The organism is Pantoea agglomerans, assembly GCF_021397715.1.
In the GTDB taxonomy this organism is placed as follows: domain Bacteria; phylum Pseudomonadota; class Gammaproteobacteria; order Enterobacterales; family Enterobacteriaceae; genus Pantoea; species Pantoea astica.
Genome location: NZ_CP090207.1, coordinates 2,199,083 through 2,220,190, shown reverse-complemented (window position 1 = coordinate 2,220,190; position 21,108 = coordinate 2,199,083). Strand labels below are relative to the sequence as shown.

The 21,108-nt window shown below is 56.9% G+C and carries 22 protein-coding genes and 1 pseudogene; 15 read left to right on the top strand and 8 right to left on the bottom strand.

Features of this window, described 5'->3' with window-relative positions:
* Window positions 1-291 precede the first annotated feature (291 nt).
* The 6 genes from LZU96_RS10550 to LZU96_RS10525 all read left to right on the top strand — a co-directional run bounded on the left by LZU96_RS10550 (window position 292) and on the right by LZU96_RS10525 (window position 6,621).
* Window positions 292-1,272, top strand: coding sequence for a TIM barrel protein (locus LZU96_RS10550; RefSeq protein ID WP_233984312.1), 981 nt, complete (start codon window positions 292-294; stop codon window positions 1,270-1,272).
* Between the two features lie 65 nt (window positions 1,273-1,337).
* Window positions 1,338-2,378, top strand: a complete 1,041-nt coding sequence (locus LZU96_RS10545) for a substrate-binding domain-containing protein (protein ID WP_233984311.1) — start codon at window positions 1,338-1,340, stop codon at window positions 2,376-2,378.
* Between the two features lie 16 nt (window positions 2,379-2,394).
* Window positions 2,395-3,897: a sugar ABC transporter ATP-binding protein gene (locus LZU96_RS10540; RefSeq protein WP_233984310.1), complete on the top strand. Its 1,503-nt coding sequence runs from the start codon at window positions 2,395-2,397 to the stop codon at window positions 3,895-3,897.
* A 32-nt stretch (window positions 3,898-3,929) separates the two neighbouring features.
* Window positions 3,930-4,901, top strand: a complete 972-nt coding sequence (locus tag LZU96_RS10535) for an ABC transporter permease (RefSeq protein ID WP_233984309.1) — start codon at window positions 3,930-3,932, stop codon at window positions 4,899-4,901.
* Window positions 4,901-5,758: a MurR/RpiR family transcriptional regulator gene (locus LZU96_RS10530; protein WP_233984308.1), complete on the top strand. Its 858-nt coding sequence runs from the start codon at window positions 4,901-4,903 to the stop codon at window positions 5,756-5,758. The genes LZU96_RS10535 and LZU96_RS10530 overlap by 1 nt, the downstream gene beginning before the upstream one ends.
* A gap of 2 nt (window positions 5,759-5,760) precedes the next feature.
* Window positions 5,761-6,621, top strand: coding sequence for a PfkB family carbohydrate kinase (locus LZU96_RS10525; protein WP_233984307.1), 861 nt, complete (start codon window positions 5,761-5,763; stop codon window positions 6,619-6,621).
* A 40-nt stretch (window positions 6,622-6,661) separates the two neighbouring features.
* On the opposite strand, the gene LZU96_RS10520 is transcribed toward LZU96_RS10525, so the two are convergent.
* Window positions 6,662-7,693 carry an NADP-dependent oxidoreductase gene (locus LZU96_RS10520; RefSeq protein ID WP_233984306.1) on the bottom strand — a complete coding sequence of 344 codons (1,032 nt, stop codon included), beginning with the start codon at window positions 7,691-7,693 and terminating at the stop codon, window positions 6,662-6,664.
* A gap of 224 nt (window positions 7,694-7,917) precedes the next feature.
* Between LZU96_RS10520 and LZU96_RS10515 the strand changes: the two genes are divergently transcribed.
* Window positions 7,918-8,730, top strand: coding sequence for an AraC family transcriptional regulator (locus LZU96_RS10515; RefSeq protein ID WP_233984305.1), 813 nt, complete (start codon window positions 7,918-7,920; stop codon window positions 8,728-8,730).
* Here LZU96_RS10515 and LZU96_RS10510 read toward each other — a convergent pair.
* A complete protein-coding gene (locus LZU96_RS10510; RefSeq protein ID WP_233984304.1) occupies window positions 8,706-9,344 on the bottom strand; it encodes a LysE family translocator in 639 nt (212 codons plus the stop codon). The two genes, LZU96_RS10515 and LZU96_RS10510, sit on opposite strands and share 25 nt — an antisense overlap.
* Window positions 9,345-9,474: 130 nt before the next feature.
* Window positions 9,475-10,005: a GNAT family N-acetyltransferase gene (locus LZU96_RS10505; protein WP_233984303.1), complete on the bottom strand. Its 531-nt coding sequence runs from the start codon at window positions 10,003-10,005 to the stop codon at window positions 9,475-9,477.
* Between the two features lie 93 nt (window positions 10,006-10,098).
* Here LZU96_RS10505 and LZU96_RS10500 point away from each other — a divergent pair, with 93 nt between their 5' ends.
* Window positions 10,099-10,491 carry a VOC family protein gene (locus LZU96_RS10500; RefSeq protein ID WP_233984302.1) on the top strand — a complete coding sequence of 131 codons (393 nt, stop codon included), beginning with the start codon at window positions 10,099-10,101 and terminating at the stop codon, window positions 10,489-10,491.
* Here LZU96_RS10500 and LZU96_RS10495 read toward each other — a convergent pair whose 3' ends face one another.
* Window positions 10,492-10,866, bottom strand: a complete 375-nt coding sequence (locus LZU96_RS10495) for a DUF4440 domain-containing protein (protein ID WP_233984301.1) — start codon at window positions 10,864-10,866, stop codon at window positions 10,492-10,494.
* Window positions 10,863-12,239, bottom strand: a complete 1,377-nt coding sequence (locus LZU96_RS10490) for an MFS transporter (RefSeq protein WP_233984300.1) — start codon at window positions 12,237-12,239, stop codon at window positions 10,863-10,865. Before LZU96_RS10490 ends, LZU96_RS10495 begins: the two co-directional genes overlap by 4 nt.
* Before the next feature lie 110 nt (window positions 12,240-12,349).
* Here LZU96_RS10490 and LZU96_RS10485 point away from each other — a divergent pair, with 110 nt between their 5' ends.
* Both LZU96_RS10485 and LZU96_RS10480 read left to right on the top strand, forming a co-directional pair.
* A complete protein-coding gene (locus LZU96_RS10485) occupies window positions 12,350-13,267 on the top strand; it encodes a LysR family transcriptional regulator (protein ID WP_233984299.1) in 918 nt (305 codons plus the stop codon).
* 50 nt (window positions 13,268-13,317) lie between these two features.
* Complete coding sequence (locus LZU96_RS10480) at window positions 13,318-13,947, top strand: glutamate racemase (protein WP_409520420.1); 630 nt, start codon at window positions 13,318-13,320, stop codon at window positions 13,945-13,947.
* Here the strand turns inward: LZU96_RS10480 and LZU96_RS10475 are convergent.
* Window positions 13,940-14,689, bottom strand: a complete 750-nt coding sequence (locus LZU96_RS10475) for a DeoR/GlpR family DNA-binding transcription regulator (RefSeq protein WP_233984298.1) — start codon at window positions 14,687-14,689, stop codon at window positions 13,940-13,942. The genes LZU96_RS10480 and LZU96_RS10475 overlap by 8 nt on opposite strands.
* 82 nt (window positions 14,690-14,771) lie before the next feature.
* Between LZU96_RS10475 and LZU96_RS10470 the strand changes: the two genes are divergently transcribed.
* Window positions 14,772-15,356: an NUDIX domain-containing protein gene (locus tag LZU96_RS10470; RefSeq protein ID WP_233984297.1), complete on the top strand. Its 585-nt coding sequence runs from the start codon at window positions 14,772-14,774 to the stop codon at window positions 15,354-15,356.
* Between the two features lie 47 nt (window positions 15,357-15,403).
* On the opposite strand, the gene LZU96_RS10465 is transcribed toward LZU96_RS10470, so the two are convergent.
* Window positions 15,404-16,507 carry an NADH:flavin oxidoreductase/NADH oxidase gene (locus tag LZU96_RS10465; RefSeq protein ID WP_233984296.1) on the bottom strand — a complete coding sequence of 368 codons (1,104 nt, stop codon included), beginning with the start codon at window positions 16,505-16,507 and terminating at the stop codon, window positions 15,404-15,406.
* 267 nt (window positions 16,508-16,774) lie between these two features.
* On the opposite strand from LZU96_RS10465, the pseudogene LZU96_RS23590 reads away from it, so the two are divergent.
* A pseudogene (locus LZU96_RS23590) lies at window positions 16,775-16,903 on the top strand (LysR family transcriptional regulator); the annotation flags it as partial.
* A gap of 61 nt (window positions 16,904-16,964) precedes the next feature.
* Here the strand turns inward: LZU96_RS23590 and uraH are convergent.
* A complete protein-coding gene (gene uraH, locus LZU96_RS10460) occupies window positions 16,965-17,393 on the bottom strand; it encodes a hydroxyisourate hydrolase (protein ID WP_233984295.1) in 429 nt (142 codons plus the stop codon).
* Window positions 17,394-17,833: 440 nt separating this feature from the next.
* Here uraH and LZU96_RS10455 point away from each other — a divergent pair, with 440 nt between their 5' ends.
* From LZU96_RS10455 to LZU96_RS10445, 3 genes are all read left to right on the top strand, one after another.
* The gene (locus LZU96_RS10455) at window positions 17,834-18,853 is read left to right on the top strand and encodes an alpha/beta hydrolase (protein ID WP_233984294.1); all 1,020 of its coding nucleotides are present in this window, start codon (window positions 17,834-17,836) and stop codon (window positions 18,851-18,853) included.
* Window positions 18,854-19,117: 264 nt separating this feature from the next.
* The gene (locus LZU96_RS10450; protein WP_233984293.1) at window positions 19,118-19,324 is read left to right on the top strand and encodes a hypothetical protein; all 207 of its coding nucleotides are present in this window, start codon (window positions 19,118-19,120) and stop codon (window positions 19,322-19,324) included.
* 35 nt (window positions 19,325-19,359) lie between these two features.
* A complete protein-coding gene (locus LZU96_RS10445) occupies window positions 19,360-20,370 on the top strand; it encodes a hypothetical protein (protein WP_233984292.1) in 1,011 nt (336 codons plus the stop codon).
* Window positions 20,371-21,108: the final 738 nt, after the last annotated feature.

Here is a 21,108-nt window from a genome sequence, read left to right as displayed (position 1 = left end):
CAGTGGCTGGCGCCCAGCTTTCCTGATTTTCTTTCCCCCGTTTTTCTCTTCGCCGCTTCGCCGGACCTTCCCGCTTAACGCCTTGTTTCTTCATGCTTTCCTGTGATTTCTCTCCGCATCTGACTTAATAACATCGCGAAACTATTTCGTGATGGCTCTCTCAGTTTGACGATTATCCCGCCGGGAGATGCTTGCGCGCCCGAGCACAGAGAGTAGATTAATGTATAACTTCACAAATAATCGTGAATACGGAAAGTACATCACAAGTCGCTATCTGAAGGATTGATCCTCATGTCCGAACTGAAATTTGCCACCCGTCTTAACTCCTTCGCCTCGGGCGCTCATCTTTACTGGCCCGATTTGCAGGGCAAACCGTCGGTACTGCAGATGATTGCCCGCGCCGGTAAGGTTAAAGGCTTGACCCATCTCGATCTCAATTTCCCGCAGCACCTTACCTGCGACATAGCCACGCTGCGTCAGGCGATTGCTGATGCCGGTCTGGCGGTCAATGGGATGCAGATGCGCTGGGATGCCCCACAGTTCAAAATCGGTGCCTTTACCCATCCCGATGCGAAAGTCCGTCGTGAAGCAATCGAGCTGACTAAGCGCGGCATTGATACCGGCCGGGAGTTTGGCTCACGGCTGATGACGCTGTGGATGGGGCAGGATGGATTCGATTACTGCTTCCAGGCGAATTACAAAAAGATGTGGGAAGACGCGGTCAGTGCGGTGCGTGAAGTGGCGGACTATGCGCCCGACGTCGACGTCAGCATTGAATACAAACCCAACGAGCCGCGTGCTTACAGCATTTTCCCTAACGCCACGACCTGTCTGCTGGCGGTGGAGGAAGCGGGCTCTCCCAACCTCGGCATTACGCTCGACTTCGCCCACGTACTGTTTGCCAATGAGATCCCGGCTTATGCCGCGGCGATGGTGGCGCGCCGTTCCCGTTTGCTGGGGCTCGATCTGAACGACGGCTGGGGTAAACGCGATGACGGGCTGATGGTGGGCTCGGTGAATCCGCGCGCCACGCTGGAGTTTCTCTGGCAGATGCAGCGTGACGGCTACAGCGGTGCGTACTACTTCGATACCTTCCCGGACGCCAGCGGACTCGACCCGATTCGGGAAGCGGAAAGCAATATCGCCACCGTCACCCGTTTACTGAAATTGTGTGAGCAACTGGATGACAACGCAGCATTACAGGCGGCAATCGATCGTCAGGATGCGGTGGCTTCACAACAGATCGTTAATGACATCATGCTGGCACGCTAACGGTCACACCGCCGGTAAAAAATAAAAAAACCTCTACCCAACACCCAGAGAAGAAAGGTCATCGTATGAAGAAACTCCTGCTTGCCGTCATTACTTCCTCACTGCTGTGCAGCACCGCCTATGCGGCGGAACTGGCACCGCTGCAGTCCGACACCGAACCGGATCGCACTGACTGGACCCAGCTTGATACTAAATATGGCGCTCTGCCAAAAGTGGACAAGACGCTGAAGATTGGTGGGGTATCGAAAACCCTGACCAATGAATACTGGCGCTCCCTCGGCCAGGGTTATCAGAACGTGGCGAAAAAATATGGCTTCACCGTTGCGTATCAGGCGGCAGCCAATGAAGATGATCAGCTGGGTCAGCTGTCGATCGCCGAAACCCTGATCTCCCAGGGCTTTAACGGCCTGCTGGTTTCCCCGCAGACCGACATCAACCTGGAGCCGGCGCTGGAAACGGCTAACAGCAAGAATATCCCGGTGGTTAACGTCAACGATGCGGTGATGCCCAACGCGCGCTACTACGTCGGTAACGTGCAGAAAGACAACGGCGTGCGGGTAGCGAAATGGTTCATTGAACACCATCCACAGGGCGGCAAAGTGGCGGTGATCGAAGGGCAGCCGGGCGTCTATGCCGCCGGACAGCGTACCCGTGGCTTTAAAGAGACCTTGCAGGCCAACGGCAAATTCACCCTTGCCGCCAGCGTACCGGCCAACTGGAGCCGCGAGCAGGCCTTTAACGCCGCCTCGACCATTCTGCAACAGCATCCGGACCTGATTGGTTTCTACGCCAACAACGACACCATGGCGCTCGGCGTGGTGGAAGCGGTGCGGGCGCAGAACAAAGCGGCACAGGTGGCGGTGTTTGGCACCGACGGTATCTCCGATGCGTACGCCTCGATCAAGCGCGGTGAGCTGACCGGCACGGTGGACAGTTTCCCGGTGCTGACCGGCGAAGTGGCGATGGACGTGATGATTCGGCTGATTAACGGCCAGAAACTCTCGCGGGTGATCTCGACGCCGCAGGCGCTGATCACCAAAGAGAACGTCGAGGCCTTTTCGACCAAAGACAACAGCCGGTTGCGTCAGTTACTGACCCAGCAATAAGTCAGGCGGAGCGCGTATGGAACAGAATCGTTTAATGATGCGTGGCATCAGTAAAACCTACGGCAACGCCGCCGCGCTGCAGAGCGTCGATTTTTCAGTGCGGCCTGGCGAAGTTCATGCCCTGATTGGTGAGAACGGCGCCGGGAAATCGACGCTGCTGAACATCCTCTCTGGCGTGCGGGCGGCGGACAGTGGCGAAATCAGCGTTAACGGTCAGCCGGTGCAGATGAAGAATCCACTCAGCGCCCGTCACGCCGGTATTGCGATGATTCATCAGGAGTTACAGCACGTTCCGGAACTCTCGGTGGCGCAGAATATGTTTCTCGGTCGCCCGCTGACCCGAGCCGGTGGCTGCTGGGTGGATAAATCGGCCCAGCTGGCGCGGGCCACGCTGATCCTGAAAACGCTGGACCCGAGTATCGATCCCAACACACCGATTAAGAATCTCAAGGTGTCGCAGCAGCAGATCGTTGAAATCGCCCGGGCGCTGCTCGATGACGCCAAAATCATCGCGATGGATGAGCCGACCTCCAGCCTGACGCCAACCGAATTTGACCGGCTGGCGGAGCTGATTGCCGATCTGAAATCGACCGGCGTCTCACTGATCTACGTATCACATAAGATGAATGAGATTTTCCGGGTCTGTGACCGCGCCACCATCATGCGCGATGGCAGGCAGGTTGGGGTGGTCAATATCTGTGATGAGAATGAAGAGAGCATCGTTGCCAAAATGGTCGGGCGTAAGATCGACAAACTCGATCACCAGGCCTTCGTCAGTGACCGCGAGGTGCTGCGGGTAGAGAACCTCGGACGTGGCAATGAGGTGGTGGCGGCGAACTTCAGCGTGCGGGCCGGTGAAGTGCTGGGTATTGCCGGTCTGGTCGGTGCAGGTCGTACCGAGCTGCTGAAACTGATTGCCGGTATCGACAAGCGCACCAGCGGCACGGTGAGCGTGAACGGCACCGCCGTGAAAAATCACAACGTGCGGGCCGCCATTAAAGCGGGCATCGGTCTGGTTCCGGAAGACCGGAAAAAAGAGGGCATCATTAAGGAACGGGCGGTGAAGATGAATATGGCGCTGCCTTCGATGCACCATTTCACCTTCGGCGGCCTGCTCAGTCAGGTGCGGCTGAACCGCAAAGCGCAGACGGTGATGGGCGATCTGAAACTGCGCCCGCTGGATATCGAAAAAAGCATCGGCACGCTGAGCGGCGGGAATCAGCAAAAGGTCATTATTGGCCGCTGGGTAGCCGCCGACGCCAGGGTGTTTCTGTTTGATGAGCCAACGCGCGGTATCGATATTGGCGCCAAGTCTGAAATTTATCACTTAATTGAAAAACTGGCCCAGGCAGGCAAGGCCATTGTGGTGGTCTCATCCGAAATGACCGAAATCATGCGGATCTCCGACCGGGTGCTGGTGATGCGCGAAGGGCGAATTACCCAGGAGTTAACCGGTAGCGCGATCACCGAAGAGAATATTGCCCGCTTTGCCATTAAAGAGATTGACCAGACCGCCTGACCTCTTATCGGACTCTATTAAAGGTTATAACTATGATGACTCAGACCACCACGCCGGCGGGTGTACGCACGCCCGCGCTGCTGAAATTTAATCTGCGCGATGCCGGCACCTTAATTGGATTATTAATCATCGTGGTGACATTTTCATTTCTGTCGCCGGTCTTTTTTACCCTGCCGAATCTGCTGAATATTCTGCAACAGTCCTCAATTAACGCCTTAATTGCGCTGGGGATGACGCTGGTGATTATTTCCGGCGGTATCGATCTCTCGGTTGGTCCGAGCGCGGCGCTATCGGCGGTGCTCGGCGCAACCCTGATGGTGTCGGGCGTACCGGTGCCGCTGGCGATCCTCGCCACGCTGGGCGTGGGGGCGCTGTGTGGTCTGTTCAGCGGCACCCTGATTGCCTATGCGGGCCTGCAACCTTTTATCGTCACGCTGGGCGGCCTGTCACTGTTCCGCGCCATTGCGTTGATCTACACCGGCGGCAATCCGATCTTTGGTATTCCGCTGGAATTTCGCAGCCTGATCAACAGCACGCTGTTCGGTATCCCGACGCCGATTGTGATTGTGGCGGTGATTGCGCTGCTGCTGTGGACTGTGATGAATAAAACCCCGCTGGGGGAATATATTCTGGCAATTGGCGGTAATGAAGAGGCGGCGCGGGTTGCCGGTGTCCCGGTGAAGCGCACCAAAGTGACGGTCTATATCTTCTCCGGCCTGCTGGCGTCACTGGCATCGCTGATCCTGATTGGCCGACTGGGTGCAGCCGAGCCGACCATTGGTAACCTGTGGGAGCTGGATGCCATCGCGGCGGCGGCGATTGGCGGCGCCTCATTGATGGGCGGCAAAGGCAGCATATTCGGCACGCTTATTGGGGTGATTATCCTCGGTGCGTTACGTAATGGCTTGACCTTACTGAACATTCAGGCCTTTTACCAATTGCTCGCTACCGGCCTTATTATTATCATAGCGATGTTGATTGACCGGGCGACCCGAGGCAAGTAATGAAGCAAGATCCGCGAGCCATTGGTGCTCAGATTCGTATGCGTTTGCCCCAGCTGACGCCGTTAGAACGCCGTGTTGTTGAGGCGATTATCGCCAGAACCGATATTACCGAGCAGTCGTCATTAAAAGAGATTGCCGGAGAGAATAATGTCTCTGAAGCGATGATTGTTAAGATCACTAAAAAACTTAACTTCACCGGTTTCCGGCATTTCAGAAGCAGCCTGATTTATTACAACCAGTCTGAGGTGGCGGGATTGCATGCGGAAATTGAGCCGGATGACTCGTCGGAACAATTGCTGGCAAAAGTATTCAGAACCTCTATTCAGGCGATCGAAGAAACCTTATCGATTCTGGATGTCTCTGAATTTAATCGCGCGGCAGACATTATCTATAAAGCACGGCATATCGATCTTTATGCCGTAGGCGGTTCGGCCGCCGTTGCGCGCGATCTTTCGCACAAGATGCTGAAGATTGGCATTAAGTCGACGGCCTACGATGACGCCCATATTATGCTGATGTCAGCCGCGGTGTTATCTGATGACGATGTGGTTATCGCTATCAGTCATTCGGGTGCCACGCGCGCGGTGAACGATCCGGTAAAACTGGCGGGACGGAATGGCGCGAAGGTGATCGCCATTACCAACTATGCCGAATCGCCGATTGCCCGCAGCGCGCATGTGGTCCTCAATTCAACGTCTCAGGGATCGCATCTGTTAGGGGAAAACGCCGCGTCACGCATCGCCCAGCTCAATATTCTGGATGCGCTGTTTGTCGCTATCGCGAAAAAAGATTTAAAGCGGGCGGAAAAAAACCTGATGAAAACCCAGCATGCGGTTCAGGATCTGCGGGAATTTTAGCTATGAGCAAAATTGCAGTCACCGGCAGTCTTCATTATGACATTATGCTGGACGCGCCCCATCGTCCGGAGAAAGGCGAAACGGTGATGGGCACTGCCTGTCACTATAAGTTTGGCGGCAAGGGCGGCAATCAGGCGGTGGCCGCGGCCCGCGCGGGCGCAACGGTGCGCTTTGCCGGGGCAGTGGGCAGCGATCCACAGGGCCACTTTCTGCGCGATCATCTGCTTCAGGCGGGTGTGGATTGCGCCGCCGTTACCATCATTGATCATCTGCCGTCGGGCATGAGCGTGGCGATTACCGATGCCGAAGGCGATTATGGCGCGGTAGTGGTCTCTAACGCCAATCAGCACATTGCGCTGTCGGCTTTTGAGCAGCCCGCCTTCTGGCAGGACGTGACGATGCTGGTGCTGCAAAATGAGGTGCCGGAAGCGGTCAATCTGCGGGCGGCGCAGGCGGCCAGGGCACGCGGCATAGCGGTGTGCGTTAATGCCGCGCCGGCCAGAACGCTGTCGGCGGCGTTCGAGAGCTGTATTGATCTGCTGGTGGTGAATGCGATTGAGGCGCGTGATATGTGTCAGATCAGCGTGCAGGATCTGGCTTCAGCGCGGGCTGCGGCCGAGGCGCTGAGCAGACGCTTTGCGCGGGTGGTAGTCACGGCAGGCGAACATGGCGTGGCGTATAGCGAGGCGGGCGAAACCGGCAGTCTGGCGGCGCAAAAAGTGACGCTGGTCAGCACGCACGGTGCGGGCGATTGCTTTGTCGGAGTGTTGTGTCAGCAATTAAGCGACGGGGCGACGCTGGCGGCTGCGGTGGGTGAGGCGAACCGGGCGGCGGCAGAGCACGTTTCGCGGCTGCCACACTGATTAGCGGGCGTGCAGCGCCAGTGACGCTGCACGCTTTACCTCAGGACGCGACTTTCACCACGGTCTTACCGAAGTTTTTGCCGTTCAGCATATCAATAAACGCCTGTGGCGCATTCTCCAGCCCTTCAATCATATGCTCGCGATAGTGGATCTTTTTACTCTCCACCAGCGGACGCATCGCTTCAAGGAACTCCGGATAGCGGTCACCGTAATCCTGGAAGATGATAAAGCCCTGCATACGAATGCGGCGTTTCAGGATACCCGCCATGATCAGCGAGGTTCTGTCCGGGCCAGCCGGCAGCTCGCGCTGGCTGTAGGCGGAAACCAGACCACAGACCGGCACGCGCGCCGCGGTATTCAGCAGCGGGAACACCGCATCGAACACCTTACCGCCAACGTTTTCGAAGTAGATATCAATGCCATCCGGGCAGGCATTTTTCAGCTGCTGTTCAAAATCGGCGCTGTGGTGATCGAGACAGGCATCAAAGCCCAGCGTTTCCACCGCGTAACGGCATTTCTCTTCTCCGCCTGCGACACCCACAACCCGGCAGCCCTGCTGTTTACCCAACTGGCCAACGGTTGCGCCGACCGGTCCGGTGGCCGCCGCGACGACCAGGGTTTCGCCCGCTTTCGGCTGACCGATATCCATCAGCCCCATGTAGGCGGTAAAGCCCGGCATCCCGAGAATGCCCAGCGCCCATGACGGATGTGGCAGGTCATTGCCCAGCTTCGCGATCTCTTTGCCATCCGAGACGGCATATTCCTGCCAGCCGCTTTGCGCCAGCACCCAGTCACCGCTCTTAAAGTCACTGTTTTTTGAGTCGGCGACCTGACAGACGGTACCGCCGACCATCGGCTGATCCAGCTCGGCGGGCGCGGCGTAAGATTTTCCCTCATCCATCCGGCCACGCATGTAGGGGTCGAGCGAAAGATAGACGGTGCGCAGCAGCACTTCGCCTTCTTTCAGTTCCGGGATGGGCTGCGCCACATAGCGAAAATTCTCTTTGGTCGGCTCGCCATGCGGGCGAGAAGCCAGTAACCATGCGTGATTCTGGCTGGCGTGTTCAGTCATGCTGTCATCCTTTTATTGCGGGGCAATGCGCAGTGCATTGCCGGGTGAACGTCGACAAAGTGTAGATGACATCTGGCGGTGTGCGTTTAGCGCTGTGGGCGGTAACGGCAATGATTCGGGATGGCGTGAGTTATGCAGCGCGCGGCGGCAATTGCATTCGCCACGGCAAAATGGTGTGATGAATCATCGTGATAGAAACATCCGCTTGCAAAAGGATCGACAGCGTGGCGTTACACTCCTCGGCCTGGTTCAGTTTCAACGGCATTGAATGCTCGCAGGTCAGCGCCCGCGACGCCCTGTTTCCACGTCATCTGCACGACGAGTATGTGATCAGCGCTAACCTGACCGGCGTTGAGCAGATCTGGCTGGCGGGCAAAACCGCCGAGGTGAAGGCCGGGCAGGTCACGCTTTATAATCCGGCCACGCTGCAGGCCTCACGCTTTGATCATCAGGAGGTGAACTTCATCAGCGTGCATCTGCCGCAGGCGCTACTGCAAAACCTTGCAACACAGCACAACCTCACCAGCCACCATCAGGCTCCGTCGTTGCGTGAAGGCGTGCTGGATGAACCTCGTCTGTTTAGCGCCTTGTGTGCCTTCGCCGGGGCGAGCCGCGACGATGACCTGGCGGATCAGCAACAGCGGCTGCTGTCGCTGTGTGGCGAACTGCTGCAACCTGAACAGCCCGCCGACCGGGCGGAGCATCGGCTGGTGGTCCTCGTTAAAGAAGCGCTGCTGGCGACGCCTGAGATCAAACCTTCGCTGGACGATCTGGCCAGTCAGGCGGGCGTCAGCAAGTATCATCTGGTGCGCTGTTTTACCCGCCATACCGGTCTGCCACCGCTGCAATATCACATGCAGCTGCGGCTGCATCGCGCCCGTCAGCTGCTGCGCAATCGGGTGCATCCGCTGGAGGCGGCGCTGGAACTCGGCTTTTACGATCAGAGCCATTTCATCAATGCGTTTCGGAAAGTGATGGGCGTGACGCCGCACGACTACGCGCAGCAGACCGGTCAGCGCAGCATAAATTCCCGATAGCCAGAGACGATCACGATAATCGCGAAATAGCTGAAGATGATGGCCGAGGCGATGGCGCAATATTTCAGTAAGCGCTGACCCAGCGTCCGGCCGCCCAGATGCCCGACCAGGCACAGAACGCCGGTCCAGATCACACCGGCAATAAAAAAACCGCTGAGAAAGGCGACGGAAGTGCCAGTGCTCTGCTGACCGATGCGGGAAATCAGCGCGCCGCCAACGGTGGCAAACCACAAAATCGCACTGGGCGAGGAGATCGCCAGCAGCACGCCACGGGAAAATTCCTGTCGCAGCGGGCGCGGCGGCGCGGCTTTTTCAAAGGCAATCGGCGCGGTGGGTTGCCATGCGGCCATCGCCATTTTCACCGCAAACCACAGCAGCATCGCGCTGCCGCCCAGCCACAGCACCCAGCGTACCGGAGTAAACTGCAGCAGCATCGCCAGGCCGGAGAGCGCCAGCAGAGCATAAAACAGATCGCCGATACAGGTGCCGATCCCCAGCCAGAACCCCTGGAAATAGCCACGCTGCATCGCCAGGGTGATCATCGCGATGTTAGCGATACCGATATCCAGACAGAGCGACAGGCTCAGCAGAAAACCATTCGAAAAGGGCATCATGCTTCACCGCCTGAGAGTGAAGTCACGTAAAGCGTTCGGGTCAGCATCGGAGTTTCCTGTTATCTGTTGGAAGAAAACCCGAGTTCATCACTAACCGGCCAGGGGAATATTGGAAAAAATTGCGCCTGGATTAACGCCGGGCCAGCCACTCAGCCTGTGACAGGGCATAAAGGCGGCTCGGCGGAGCACCGGTGACATCCTGAATCTCACTGACATAGTGCAGGCCGGCTTTCTCCAGCACCTTAATCGACGCCTGATGATGCTGTCTGACCCGCGCCTCAATCGTGCTTAGCCCCAGCAAGGTAAACCCATAATCGACCGTGAAGCGGGCAAACTCCGTGGCGTATCCCTGGCCCCAGGCGGCGGTTTCAAAGCGGTACCCCAGATTATTCATCCGGCGCTCATCCAGCAGGTGCAGGCTCAGCCCGCCAAAACCGATCGGGTGATCGGGCTGCGCCTGACGGGCAATCGCCCAGCGGCCGAAGCCGTCATCCTGCCAGCCCTGTAGCCAGTTACGCAGCTCGCTATGGGCCTGCTGGCGATCGCGCATCGGGCCAGCCGGATTAAAAGTGTTGGTGGCGGGATCGCCATAAATCCGAAACAGATCGGCTTCATCTTCAGGCCGCACCGGCCGTAACAGCAATCGTTCACTCTGCAACATTTTCAGCCTCTGTAGGATAGGGTTGCGCACCCGGCGTAACGGGGAGATCGGAATGCTGTGATAAATAACAGTAAACCCTGAGGAGAGAAAGCGATGAATATTCAACACCTGCGTATCGCGCGGCCGGTGGCCGATCTGAACCTAAGCAGCAGTATGTATTGTCACGGACTGGCGCTCAGCCCGATTGGCGCGTTTGAACAGCATCAGGGATTCAGCGGCGTGATGCTGGGTCGGGTCGATTTAAACTGGCATCTGGAATTTACCCGCTGTGATGCGCATCCGCTGACGCCGCAGGTTTCCGACGACGACCTGCTGGTGCTCTATATTCCAGCCAGAGAAGAGTGGCTGACCCACTGTAAGCGGATGGATCAGGCGGGATTCCAGCGGCGGCCGGCCTTCAATCCGTACTGGGATCGGCAGGGAATAACCTTTGTTGATGCCGATGGCTATCGGGTGGTGTTGCAGCACGCCGCCTGGCAACCCTGACTACTCTGGCTGGCGCGTCTCGTGCAGGTGCCGCCACAGCAGCTGTTCACCCTGCAGCGTAAACAGCACGCTAGACCAGCGGACTATGGGCGTCTGGCCTGGCTGGTGGTGATGTTCACGGTATAACACCACCGCGCCCTGCGGCCATTCCGCCAGTAAGGTCAGCTGATCGAGCGTAATCTGCAGGCCGGGACGGGCGGCGCGCTGGCTGCTGAACATGGCGCTCAGCGCGGCATAATCAATAGCGACGCCGCGCAGGGTAATCATGGAAAAGTCGGCATCAAAGCGGCTCAGCAGCGCGTCGCCGCGGCCTTCACTCAGCCAGGCTTCAATCGCCTGGTGCGCGTCGATAACTTCGCGAAAATAACGGTTCATACAGACTCCTTGCAGGGGGACAAACGCCGGACAATGGCGCGGTTATCAACACCAAAACTGGCCAGAATCGGCAGCAGGCTAATCAGCGCGGCGCTGTAAAAGGTCAGCCGCCAGGCCTGATGCAACGCCAGATGGGCGGAGAGCAGATCAAGCAACAGGCTCAGCAGCGCTACGCCAAAGCAAAAGCTCAGCTGGCGGTTAACCGTCCACAGGGCGCTGGCGTGCGGCAGCGCATCGTCGTCGGTCTCAAGAAACGCGCTGCTCTGCGCAGTGCTGCTGCACAGGCTGCCGCCAGCCCCCATCAGGGCAAAGGCCAGCATCAGCCCGGGCAGCGGAAACGGTGCGGTGACCTGCGCCAGCACTACAATTCCCAGAGCCTGAAGCAGACAACCCGTGATGATCAGCGGACGTGGGCCGGTATGATTGAAGTGCTTACCCGTCAGCAAAATCGCCAGTCCGGAAGCCAGTGACCACGGCAGCATCAGCATACCGCACGCCACCGGCGTCAGCCCGAGCTGCGCCTGCAGATAGAACATCGCGATCAGGCTGATGCCGATAAACATTCCCGGCACACACTGATAGACCAACATGGAGAAACGCATCAGCTGACCGGGATGCATCGGCAGCAACGGATGGGCATGGCGACGGCTACTGTGGATAAACAGGGCAGCCAGCAGCCCACCGGTCAGCAGCAGCGCAACCGCCTGCAGCCGCCGGGCCGGATCGCTGATCCAGGTTAATCCCAGTAGCAGGGCGGCCAGCGCACCACAGCCGCTGAGCAGGCCAGCCGCGTGCAGCGGCGGTCGGGTTGAGGGCAGTGGCTCGCATCTGATCCAGCAGGCCGCCAGTAACAGCGTCAGCAGCGAGACGGGCAGGCTGACCATGAAGATGCCGCGCCAGCTCAGCGTCGTCACCAGCAGGCCGCCCAGCGAGGGTGATAACGCCGGGGCTAACAGACCGACCAGCATCACCGCCGCCGACAGCCTGGCCCGTTGCCGGGGCGGATAGAGACGCCAGGTGAGCGCCTGGCCGACCGGGATAATCAGGCCGCCGCCGATACCCTGAATCACCCGCCAGGCGATCAGCGCCGCCAGACCGGGTGCCAGTGCCGCTCCGGCGGTTGCGAAGCTGAACAGCAACAGGGAGATCAGAAATACCCGTCGGGCGCCAATACGCTGGCTTAGCCAGGCGCTGAGAGGAATAACTAACGTCAGCCCGAGAATATAGCCGTTGCTCACCCAGGCCAGTTCGGCCACCGAGGCATGCAGGCTGCGTCCGATAGTGGGATAGGCGACGCTGCCGATAAACAGGGTGATCAGGTCGATAAAAAAGCCGAGCAGGAATACCGTGGCAACTTTACTGCGATAGGTCATAAGTGGGCTCTCCGGAACGATGCGCACAGTCTGGCCGCGAGAGAATGTCAGATAAACCCCGGATTCAGCGATATACTGTCAAAGCATTTTTGACAATAAGGATGATGCCGATGCTCAATCTACAGCGGGTGGCGATGTTTGTGGCGGTGGTGGAGAGCGGTAGTTTTACCGCCGCCGCTGCCTCGCTAGGCCAGACGAAAGCGGCGGTGAGTTTCAGCCTGCGGCAGCTTGAAGCGGAGCTGGGCGTGAGCCTGCTGTTGCGCACTACCCGACGGCTGGCGCTGACCGGGGCAGGCGAAGCCTTTTACCGGCGCAGTGTGACGCTGCTGCAGGATGCGCAGGGAATGCTTGACGATGTGCAGCGCGATCACCGCGGATTAACCGGTGAGCTGCATATCACCAGTACGCCGGAATATGGTGTGCAGATGATTATTCCGGCGCTTACCGCCTTTCAGCGACGGCATCCCGATCTGCGTATCCGGCACGTCGCCTCGACCGCAACCGACGATCTGATTTCCGGACGCTTTGATGTGGCTATCCGACTGGGCCGGTTAGCGGACTCCACCCATCGGGCGGCGCTGCTGGATCGTTTTGCGATACTGCCGGTCGCCTCGCCGGAATGGCTGAGCGCTCATCCGCTGGACTCGCTGAGCGCGCTGGCGCAGGCCGACTGGATTGTGCATAACCGGCTGGCCGACCCCTTGCGCTGGCAGCTTAGCGGTCCGGACCGTCAGCCGTTAGCGTTTGAGATAACCCAGCCGGTGCGGTTTTCGGCGGACAGCGCGGCGGCACTGATGGCATTTGCGCTGCAGGGCAATGGGGTCGCGCTGCTGCCGGCGTGGCTGGTGAGAGAGGCGATCGATCGCGGCAGCCTGTGTCATCTGCTGCCGGACTACACCTTTCCGATGCAGGGCATCTATGCCGTCTACCCGGATACCCGTCACGTTCCGGAGAAGGTACGGGGCTTTATCGACTTTTTACGTCAGCGGATCGCCTCAGGCGCTGGACAGGGCGAACAAACGCGGTAAGTCTGTAAGCTGCTTACTTAATTCACCGCTAGCCTTGCCCGGAGAGAACCATGAATCTGCTCTGTCTTCATACTGCGGCCAGTAATATCGCCATTTTCGATGACGCTGCCGCCTCGCTGGGCGTGACTGCGCGTCCGCTTAACCATCTGGTGATGCCGGAATGGCTGGCGGAGGCGGAGCGTAGCGGCGGGATGAGCGTGGAATTACGCGCCCGGATTGCCCGGCTGATTGAGGCTTTGCTGCCGCAGATGGAGGCAATAGTGATGACCTGCTCAACCCTGGCACCGGTCGCCGATGACTTTGCCGTTGCCGGTCAGCCTGGTTGGGTGCTGCGCAGCGATAAAATGCTGGCCGAGGCGCTGCAGCGTTATAAGGGTCCCTCGGTGGCGCTCTGTGCAGCGGAATCGACGCTTGAAGCGACGCGGGCACTGTTTTGCCGGGCTGGCGGCGAGGTTGAAGTCCGGCTGGTGGCCGGTGCTTGGGCCGCCTTCAAAGCCGGGGATAATGCGCGTTATTTTGCTCTGATTGCGGACGCGGCAGAGCAGGCTTATCAACAGGGCGCAGGTCAGGTGGCGCTGGCGCAAAGTTCCATGACGCCGGTGGCGCAGCGGTTTGCTGTCAGCCAGCGACCGCTCACCGCGCCGCATCTGGCCTTGCAGGCCTGCTACGCCCTCAGATAAGGGTGACGCCGTGGGCAGTCAGCGCCTGCTGCAGCGGCTCGCCCGGCGGCGTATCGACCACCAGCGTGCTGGCCAGCGAGAGATCGCCAATTGCAAAGGCGGAGGCGGAGTTGAGCTTCTCCGCTGAGGCCATCACCACGGTTTCCGCTGCCCGGCCAGCGAGCGCGCGTTTTACCGTGGCCTCTTCAAAGTTGCCGGTGGTAAAGCCTGCCGCCGGATGCACACCGGTGACACCCATAAAAAACAGGTCGGCATTGATGCGGTTGATCGACTCCAGCATCGCTGCGCCGACCGCCACCACCGAGTGCTTATAGAGTTGGCCGCCGATCAGAATCACTTCGACGCGCGGATGGTCGGCCAGCGTCAGCGCCACGCTGGGGCTGTGGGTCACGGCGGTGAAATCCAGCGTGGCGGGCAGCAGCCGTACCAGTTCCGCGCTGGTGGTCCCGCCATCGATCAGGACGATCTGTCCCGGCTGAATCAGCGCTACCGCTTTCTGCGCAATGGCGCGTTTCGAATCAGTTTGCACGCTTTTGCGTGTTTCAAAACCCGCCAGAGCCGCTGAAACCGGCAGAGCGCCGCCATGAACCCGCTGCAGCAATCCTTCGGCTGCCAGCTCCCGTAAATCCCGGCGAACGGAATCTTCCGAGACGCCAAACCGCTGGCTGAGATCGCCCGACTGCACCTGTTTTTCGCTGGCAAGCAGGGCGAGGATCGCCTGTTTACGTTGTCCCGAGAGCATAGTTATGGTTGCCTGTTTTTTCTTGATATTGCACGATTGTGCATGATAGCTTGACCGCTGTCCACCCATCGAGGAGATCACCATGCAGCAGAGTTCTGACCGAGTGCGCATCATCAGCGAGCAGTTGCTATCCGATAACTGGTACACCCTGAAGAAATACACCTTTTCGCTGTTGCGACGTGATGGGCAGTGGCAGGAGCAGAGCCGGGAAGCCTATGATCGGGGCAACGGTGCGGTGGTCCTGCTGTATAACCGTGAAAAAAAACGGGTCGTGCTGACGCGACAGTTCCGTTTCCCCATCTACCTTAACGGTCACCACGGCTTTCTGATTGAAGCGGCGGCGGGGTTACTGGATAACGCCTCGCCGGAGGCGCGCATTGTCGCCGAAGCCGAAGAGGAGACCGGTTTTCGCGTCACGCGGGTGGAGAAGGTGTTTGAAGCCTTTATGAGCCCCGGATCGGTCACGGAAAAGCTCTATTTCTTTATTGCTGAATATGCAGATCAGCAGCGCAGCGGTGAAGGCGGCGGTATCGCAGAAGAGGGCGAGGATATTGAGGTACTGGAGATGGATTTTGACCAGGCGCTGCAGGCGATTACGGACGGTGAAATCATGGATGCCAAAACCATCATGCTGCTGCAGCATCTGCGGCTGAAGGGTATTCTTTAGTACGCCGTCAGGCTGGCAGGCCGCAGCGACGCGGCCTGCCGATGAGCTTATTCGTCGCGGGTCAGAATGCCTTTAACATCGTGCGGTTCTGAACGCAGATACTGTGGCGGAACCCGGACTTTACCGTCCAGCGCAGCCGCTGCGTGCCACGGCCAGCGTGGATCGTAGAGAATACCGCGCGCCAGCGCCACCAGATCGGCTTCGCCCTGTTGCAGCAGATCTTCCGCCTGCTGGGGCTCCGTAATCAGGCCGACCGCAATCACCGGAATCGAGACCTGCTCACGGATATCGCGGGCAAACGGCACCTGGTAATTCGGGCCGACGCTGATTTTTTGCTTCTCCGACAGGCCACCGCTGGAGACGTGAATATAGGCGCAGTTGCGCGCTTCCAGCTCGCGGGAGAACGCGATCGACTGATTCACTTCCCAGCCGCCCTCTACCCAATCTGTTGCCGAGATGCGCACGCCGACCGGAATTGACGCCGGTACCGCATCACGCACCGCCTGGAACACTTCCAGCGGGAAGCGCATCCGGTTTTCCAGTGAGCCGCCATACTCATCGCTGCGCTGGTTCGACAGCGGTGAGAGGAACTGATGCAGCAGATAGCCGTGTGCGCCGTGTACCTCAATCAGCTCTATGCCCAGTTTCACTGCCCGACGGGCGCTGTCGACAAAGGCTTGTTTAACCCGCTCCAGCGCATCACGATCCATCGCCAGCGGTCTGGCTTCATTTTCGCTGTAGCTCAGCGCTGAAGGCGCGACGGTTTGCCAGCCCTCGGGGGCATCAGGCGCTATCTGTTTGCCGCCTTCCCACGGCACCGCGCATGACGCTTTGCGTCCGGCGTGTCCCAGCTGAATGCCAATCGGAATTGAGGAGTAACGGCGCACATCCTCCAGCACGGATTTCAGCGCCGCTTCATTGTCATCGTTCCACAGTCCTAAATCGCCGGGAGAGATACGGCCGATATCTTCGACGGCGGTGGCTTCAATAATCAACAAGCCGGCACCGGAAAAGGCCAGCTGACCAAGGTGAATACGGTGCCAGGCGGACGCGTTGCCGGAATCGGCTGAATACTGGCACATCGGTGCAATCACAATGCGGTTATCCAGGGTAAGTTCGCCCAGTGAGACAGGTGAAAAAAGTTGGCTCATGTTATCTCCATGGTTTTATGACTAACGTGACAGGGAATAACTATAGCGGGCGATTGGGCGGATCGGGTGCGGCGCAAGGTGACATTTTATGTCAGCGCGCGGGTTGGCGGTGGATTTTTGCCGCGTTGAGTCGGGCCGCAGATGACAGACTAAGCGGTGAGATAAGGCGAATAACCGCAGAGAACCGGCGAACTGCGCCGAACTTTGCGGTTATTTGCGGGCTGACGATCATACCTGCGCCATGCCGCCATCGACAAACGCCTTGGGGCGTTTTTACAGCAGGGTGAGATGGTGGAAATTTTGCCTGACTGGCGACCAGCGGGTTATCCGTTTCATCTGGTCTATCCTCAGAATCGACACGTTACGCATCGGTTGCGGGTGTTTATTGACTGGCTCCGCGGCGGGTCGCGGGAGAAGGGCAATCCGGCACGCAGGCGCGCCGGATTCATTCAGAATCTTAGTTACCGCGATAGGTCGAGTAACCGAACGGGCTCAGCAGCAACGGAATGTGGTAGTGCTCGCCGTTGGCATCCATGTTGAACTCAACCGGGATCTCCGGGAAGAACGTTTTCTGGTTGTTCTTCTTATAGAAGTCACCGGTTTTGAACACGACGCGATAGCTGCCAGCGCTGGCCATTTTATCCTGCGGGAACAGGGCGCTGATGCGACCATTATTGTCGGTGACGCCAGTGGCCAGTTTCACCCAGTTATCCTGCTGTTTCTGATCCAGTTCCACTTCAATGCCAGCGGTCGGCTGGCCGGTTTGCAGGTTCAGGACGTGGACGCTTAACGGATTTTTAGCCGCCGCGGGTTGTGCAGCAACAGCAGAAGCAGAAATGCCAGTGGCCAGAAGTACAGTTGCGATCAAAGCATGTGAGGTTTTCATCAATGTTTCCTTTATTGACGGGGTTTATTTGCAGCAATAGTAGGGTGGATAACCGCAAAGCGATATTTTGCGGCGGAAAATGTGAAATTTCTGAGGTGGAGCGGTCAGAAATTGTGGTCATAAGTGATTTTAGTTACATCATGCATTTACTCTTTCAACTAACAATCATCTGACAAAGTGCGGTCTTCATCCGCCATACAGTAAGAAAAGCGAGCCGGATGGCTTTTTTTATTTTTTTATTGCTCCCTGGAAGGGTGAAAATGGTGGGTAATCGACACAGATGGCGGCAGACTACGCTATAAACGACGAAAGATGATGTGCAGGGTAAACTTGTCTTTTAAATAGCGCGCTATTTAATAGTTTACAACCAAAGTGCGGCGTGGCATTGTTGCGTCAACCAGATAGCACACTACTTAATAGCAAATTAAAGGAAAGCCATAATGAACATGAAACTGACCGCCAGCGCACTGTTATTAGCCAGCCAGATGAGTACCGCCTTTGCAGCACCCACTGAAAATAGCCCGCAACCGACCGCTGGCGTCGCCGCTTTTCTGACGGCGCTCAACAGCGGAGGCGGCAAGCCGATTGAGCAGCTCTCCGTCAAAGAGGCCCGTGCGGTACTGACCGGGGCACAAAAGGGCGCTGAACTGCCGCCGGCAGAGGTTTCACAAAAGATCATTACGGTACTGGGCAAGCCACTGACGCTGACCATCGTAAAACCTGAGAATGCCAGCGCGACGTTGCCGGTGTTTATGTTCTTCCACGGCGGTGGCTGGGTACTGGGTGATTTCCCGACCCATGAACGTCTTGTCCGTGACATGGTGAATGCCTCCGGCGCGGCAGCCGTATTTGTTAATTATGACCCGTCGCCAGAAGCACATTTCCCGGTGGCGATTACGCAGGCTTATGAAGCTACAAAATGGGTGGCCGAACATGGCGCTGAAATTGGCGTGGACGGTAAACGTCTGGCGCTGGTCGGTAACAGCGTCGGCGGAAATATGGTGGCTGCCGTTGCCTTGCAGGCGAAGCAGTTTAAAACCCCAGCCATTCGTTATGATGTGATGCTGTGGCCGGTTACCGACGCGCGTTTTGATACCGCTTCTTATGATCAGTTTGCCGACGGACATTTCCTGACGAAGAATATGATGAAGTGGTTCTGGGATAACTACACCACATCAGAGAAAGATCGTAATAACATCCTGGCATCGCCGCTGCGTGCAACCACCGGGCAGCTGAAAGGATTGCCGCCAACATTGATTCAGACCGCTGAGCTGGATGTGTTACGTGATGAGGGTGAAGCCTTTGGCCGGAAACTGGATGCGGCAGGCGTGCCGGTTACCGTGACACGCTATAACGGCATGATCCATGATTACGGTTTGCTGAACGCACTGAGCCAGGAACCCACCGTCAGAACGGCCATCAACCAGGCCGGTGAAGCGCTGCGATCGCATCTGAAATAAGGGAGCCGGGCGGTAGTGATGATGCCGCCCGGATTGTCGGCGTGTCAGCGAGCAATAAGAGGAAAGGTAGGTTACTCCTTGATTTTGAAAGATAAAACTATTGAGGGATTAACCTGTTCACAACCCTGAAATCATATCGGTAGCTGGTCTGATTAATTATTAGTTTTTATCTTTACCCGTCCTGTGCCGGGTAAGGATAAATTAAACGGCAGACGAGACTTTGTGGTTCGAAAAACTGGAATGGGAAGACGAAAGGGTATAAATTTGAAGCGTCGTCTACTAAAGGCTATCGGGTTTCTTAAAATGTCTCCATCTGACATCAAACAAGCACAACACAAGCGTTATGATGAAAAAGCGGCAGCTGTTGTCCGGGGTGAACTCGGTTATAAACCCGCGGAGAAATCGCGCTACAGCAAATCCTGTAAGCTTTCATCTAAGCATGTCGTCAGTTTTCCTGATGCTGCCCGATAATGTAAAATAAACCCTCTTCCAGCAGAGGGTTTTTTATGCCTCATGATCCTGTCATCCCGCCTTTTGAACAAGCCTATATCCTCAATAAGCAGTTGATTGATAAAGCCAGTACTCTATCTGATCCCGTAATAACCGTTGGCGGACAAGCCATTCAGTACTGGGTTTCCTATTACCGGGAGCTGTACAGAGGTGCTCTGCCAGATGCTCGCCTTGTGACTTCTGTGGATGTCGATTATTCCGCACGGCGCCATGATGTTGCGGCAATAGCTGCGGCTCTTGGTGTTGATCCGAACATGAATGAGCACGGACAGCCGCCGTCACTGGCAAGATTTGCTTTGGTAGACCCGGAGACAAAACAGATAAAAGAAGTTGATGGTCGTTTCTTTGCCGACCCGGACGATCCCCAACGCCCAAACACCGTGGATGTTATCGATTTCCCATCAGGATTCAGCTACACAGACTTTTCTGGCGATAAACTGCTGCTAAATACCGAAAGGTTTATGATAGAGCAGGATAGCGCCACATCGGCGGAGTCACATGAACTGATCAGAGTTATCAACCCGATCGCCTGTATCCGTGCCAGGCTGAGCAACCTTAGCGAGTTAAAACGTAATCCGGAGATAGAAGTCGCCCGAATCAAAGCGATGATGCTTCCCGCCGTGTACTTTTTGCTGGAAAAATTTGATGCTGTTACCGATCCGGATGATGAAACGGAAAGGTGTGCAGTCAGGTTTCGTGAGATGAAAGCTTATGTCGATGAGTTCTTCAGGATATCGATGCTGGAAGCAAGCATACGTGTTCAGGTCGGGCACAACATTAGCCTGCATCTTATTCTGGAACAGCTGGCTGCGATATTTGAAGCGGAACCTGAAAGTTACTATGTGCCGCAGGCTTTCTGGACGAAAGAGTTGCCGATCAAAGCCGCCGCTTTGAAAAATAATGTAGACAGGATAAGACGAGACAGGAAACGTCGTGCTGACGAACAACAGCAAAAAGAGTTACGCAGCAGGTTGAATAGTGAAACGCATAAACAGGGAAGAACGTGAAATCACTGATTGCCGATGCGCCAACGCTGGCTTCATAGTTGAATGATAAAATCGGGAAGAGAGAGGAAAGGGGAAAAGTGAGCGCTGTGGCTAAGCCAGATAAGGACGTGTTAATCTCTTATTTAACATAATATACATTATGCGCCCTTAGATAACCCTCCGATTATGATGCCCGGACATCGCTTGATTTTGCTGTTTACTGTGCTTTCAGCATGAATCCGGACTGGTTTCCTCAGTTATCAGAATGGCCGCCTGGCCATACTCATCCGACGCCCATACACCTTTAACACCTGATTCTCATTCTGCGTTCCCTGCATAAACTGCCTGCCTCCACGACAGCTGTTTTTTCCGCTGTACTGCGCTGCCAAATTTATTTGCTAACGTCTTGTTCGCTACAACGTTCTCTTCGACGAACTTCCCGATCAATACGCCTTGTAGCATCATCCTTTGTTTCAACACATCCTGCCGGATTTGCCTTACGACAAACCTTCTTCTGCAACGGCAACTTTGTTTGGCGACCTGCATCATTCATTTCAAACGGCGTGACGTCGTTGCCGGTTGTAGCCGTGCTGCCAGATAATACGCGCTTCGCAGCTCTCTTTCGGCCAGCTCATGCGCACTGTATCGGGCTTTGCCGCTCCTGTGCCGCTGAAAATTATCTATGCCACTGGCGGCGCTCAAAGCCAATGGTCTTACTCGCTTAGCAGTCGATCGCCATAAAACGCACGGTCAGACACC

Coding starts and splice junctions, on each gene's coding strand:
- LZU96_RS10550 (WP_233984312.1), top strand. CDS start 292: ATGTCCGAACTGAAATTTGCCACCCGTCTTAACTCCTTCGCCTCGGGC.
- LZU96_RS10545 (WP_233984311.1), top strand. CDS start 1,338: ATGAAGAAACTCCTGCTTGCCGTCATTACTTCCTCACTGCTGTGCAGC.
- LZU96_RS10540 (WP_233984310.1), top strand. CDS start 2,395: ATGGAACAGAATCGTTTAATGATGCGTGGCATCAGTAAAACCTACGGC.
- LZU96_RS10535 (WP_233984309.1), top strand. CDS start 3,930: ATGATGACTCAGACCACCACGCCGGCGGGTGTACGCACGCCCGCGCTG.
- LZU96_RS10530 (WP_233984308.1), top strand. CDS start 4,901: ATGAAGCAAGATCCGCGAGCCATTGGTGCTCAGATTCGTATGCGTTTG.
- LZU96_RS10525 (WP_233984307.1), top strand. CDS start 5,761: ATGAGCAAAATTGCAGTCACCGGCAGTCTTCATTATGACATTATGCTG.
- LZU96_RS10520 (WP_233984306.1), bottom strand. CDS start 7,693: ATGACTGAACACGCCAGCCAGAATCACGCATGGTTACTGGCTTCTCGC.
- LZU96_RS10510 (WP_233984304.1), bottom strand. CDS start 9,344: ATGATGCCCTTTTCGAATGGTTTTCTGCTGAGCCTGTCGCTCTGTCTG.
- LZU96_RS10505 (WP_233984303.1), bottom strand. CDS start 10,005: ATGTTGCAGAGTGAACGATTGCTGTTACGGCCGGTGCGGCCTGAAGAT.
- LZU96_RS10500 (WP_233984302.1), top strand. CDS start 10,099: ATGAATATTCAACACCTGCGTATCGCGCGGCCGGTGGCCGATCTGAAC.
- LZU96_RS10495 (WP_233984301.1), bottom strand. CDS start 10,866: ATGAACCGTTATTTTCGCGAAGTTATCGACGCGCACCAGGCGATTGAA.
- LZU96_RS10490 (WP_233984300.1), bottom strand. CDS start 12,239: ATGACCTATCGCAGTAAAGTTGCCACGGTATTCCTGCTCGGCTTTTTT.
- LZU96_RS10485 (WP_233984299.1), top strand. CDS start 12,350: ATGCTCAATCTACAGCGGGTGGCGATGTTTGTGGCGGTGGTGGAGAGC.
- LZU96_RS10480 (WP_409520420.1), top strand. CDS start 13,318: ATGAATCTGCTCTGTCTTCATACTGCGGCCAGTAATATCGCCATTTTC.
- LZU96_RS10475 (WP_233984298.1), bottom strand. CDS start 14,689: ATGCTCTCGGGACAACGTAAACAGGCGATCCTCGCCCTGCTTGCCAGC.
- LZU96_RS10470 (WP_233984297.1), top strand. CDS start 14,772: ATGCAGCAGAGTTCTGACCGAGTGCGCATCATCAGCGAGCAGTTGCTA.
- LZU96_RS10465 (WP_233984296.1), bottom strand. CDS start 16,507: ATGAGCCAACTTTTTTCACCTGTCTCACTGGGCGAACTTACCCTGGAT.
- uraH (WP_233984295.1), bottom strand. CDS start 17,393: ATGAAAACCTCACATGCTTTGATCGCAACTGTACTTCTGGCCACTGGC.
- LZU96_RS10455 (WP_233984294.1), top strand. CDS start 17,834: ATGAACATGAAACTGACCGCCAGCGCACTGTTATTAGCCAGCCAGATG.
- LZU96_RS10445 (WP_233984292.1), top strand. CDS start 19,360: ATGCCTCATGATCCTGTCATCCCGCCTTTTGAACAAGCCTATATCCTC.